Origin of the sequence: Streptomyces sp. BE303 (assembly GCF_036290945.1) — a bacterium.
Classification (GTDB): domain Bacteria; phylum Actinomycetota; class Actinomycetes; order Streptomycetales; family Streptomycetaceae; genus Kitasatospora.
Window position 1 is genome coordinate 1 of record NZ_JAQYWZ010000926.1, and the last position, 2,317, is coordinate 2,317.

The 2,317-nt window shown below is 72.6% G+C and carries 3 protein-coding genes; all 3 read left to right on the plus strand.

From position 1 onward, the window contains the following. Positions 1 to 581: MFS transporter (locus tag PUR56_RS37920; protein WP_329952300.1), on the plus strand; the 581-nt coding region annotated here is incomplete at its 5' end. A gap of 102 nt (positions 582 to 683) precedes the next feature. Continuing rightward, the gene (locus PUR56_RS37925; RefSeq protein WP_329952301.1) at positions 684 to 1,694 is read left to right on the plus strand and encodes a zinc-binding dehydrogenase; all 1,011 of its coding nucleotides are present in this window, start codon (positions 684 to 686) and stop codon (positions 1,692 to 1,694) included. Between the two features lie 132 nt (positions 1,695 to 1,826). Continuing rightward, positions 1,827 to 2,317, plus strand: a 491-nt coding sequence (locus tag PUR56_RS37930; RefSeq protein WP_329952302.1) for an aldehyde dehydrogenase family protein, incomplete at its 3' end; no start/stop codon positions are given.

Sequence of the window (2,317 nt, forward strand, 5' to 3'; positions counted from 1 at the left end):
ACAAGACCGTGCTGCGCAACCCCAAGATCTGGTCCACCGGCATCGCCATCGGGTTCCAGAACACCGCCCGCTACGGCCTGCTGATCTGGGTCCCGGTCTACTTCCTCGGCGAGAACTGGAAGAAGGGCGGCGGCGGCATCAGCCCGCTGTGGATCTCGGTCGCGCTGCCCGTCGGCATGGCGGTCGGCGCGCTCACCAACGGCCAGATCTCCGACCGGCTCTTCGGAGCCCGCCGGGACCGCCCGATCATCCTCTTCATGGTCATGGGCGCCGCCGCCTCCATGACGATGTACCTCGCGCCGCTGAACGTCACCACCGGCATCGTGGTCCTCTTCCTCACCGGCTTCTTCGTCTACGGCCCGCAGTCCTCGTTCTGGGCGCTCTGCCCCGACATCGCCGGCAAGCGGATGGCCGGCACCGCCACCGGCGCCGTCAACTGCTTCGCCTACCTCTTCGCCGGGACCGCCGAGCCCTTCATCGGCGGCCTGATGGACAGCACCGGCAACACCAGCCTCATCTTCCTCTTCGTGGCCGGGTGCTGCGGGTGCAGCGCGCTCGTCGCCCTCACGATCCGACGCTAGGCGGAACCGGACATGACGCACCCCAGCACCGTGAACTCCGTACCCCGCACGCCACTCCCGCCGACCGCGGCCGTCTGGTCCGGGCCCGAGAAGGGGTTCAGCGTGGAACAGCAGCCCCTCCCCCGGCTCCTGCCCGGCGAGGTCCTGGTCCGCATCGAACTGGCCACCGTGTGCGGCAGCGACCTGCACACCATCGCCGGCCACCGGCCCACCCCGCTGCCGACCGTCCTGGGGCACGAGGCCGTCGGCGTCGTCGAGGCCGTCGGCGGCTCCCCCGTCCTCGCCGACGGCCGGCCCGTCGTCCCCGGCCAGCGGGTCACCTGGACGATCGGCACCTCCTGCGGCACCTGTCGGCGCTGCACCCGCGGCGTCCCGCAGAAGTGCGAGAGCGTCCGCAAGTACGGCCACGAGGCCATCACCGACCACTGGCGGTACAACGGCGGTCTCGCCACCCACTGCCACCTGGTCGCGGGCACCGGCCTGGTCGCCGTCCCCGAGGAGCTGCCCGCCGAGGTCGCCGCACCCGCGAACTGCGCCACCGCCACCGTCGTGTGCGCGGCCCGGCGCACCGAACTCGCGGCCGGCGACAACGTGGTCGTGATCGGTTGCGGCATGCTCGGCCTCACCGCCGTCGCCTACGCCCTCGACCGCGGCGCCCGGAACGTCATCGCCTGCGACGTCGACGCGGGCCGGCGGCACCTGGCGCTGGAGTTCGGGGCCGATGTCGCCTGCTCCCCGGGCGCGCTGGAGACGGCGGTCAAGGAGTTCGGCGCGGACGTCGTCCTCGAACTGTCCGGCCACCACAGGGCCGTCCAGTCGGCCCTGGACCTGGTCGGGCTGGACGGGCGCGTGGCCCTCGTCGGCTCCGTCTCCCCCGGTCCGCAGGTGGCCTTCGAACCCAACACCTTCGTCCGCAACCTCACCCGCGTGGTCGGCAGCCACAACTACACGGTCGAGGACCTCACCGAGGCGGTCGACTTCCTCGTCCGCACCCCGGTGCAGGACCGGTTCGCCCGGCTCGTCCCCGACTCCTTCCCCCTCACGGACATCGACGCGGCCGTCGCCGCGGCCCGCACCGGGGCAGCCCCCCGGATCGCCGTCCACATGGGCTGACCACCCCCCTCGCTGCCGGGTCGACGCCCCTGGCCCCTCATCAGGGCCGTCGGCCCGGCGTCCAACCGCACGGCCGCCCGTCCGACCGCACGGGCCACCTCCCTGCTCCCTCTTCCTGCCACGGAGTCCGCCATGTCGAATCCGCACCCCGAGCACCTGCTCAACCACATCGCCGGCCGCTGGTCGCCCTCGATCACGGGGCAGGTGCGACCGAACCTGAATCCGGCGGACACCTCCGACGTGATCGGCGAGTTCACGGAGTCCGGAGCCGGTGACGCCACCGCCGCCGTCACCGCGGCGGCCGCCGCCCAGCGGGACTGGGACGCGGTCGGGCCGATCGAACGCGCCAAGCTGCTCAAGGCCGCGGCGGCCCTGATCACCGAGCGCTCCGAGCTGTTCGCCGAGGCGATCACCAGGGAGCAGGGCAAGCGCCTGTCCGAGGGCCGGGGCGAGGTGGCGCGCTCGCTGACCATCCTGGACTTCACCATCGGCGAGGCCCGCCGCATCAACGGCGTCACCACCCCGGCCGAGGAGCCGCGCACCCTCGCCATGACGTTCCGGCGCCCGCTCGGCGTGGTCGGACTCATCACCCCGTGGAACTTCCCGGTCGCCATCCCGATGTG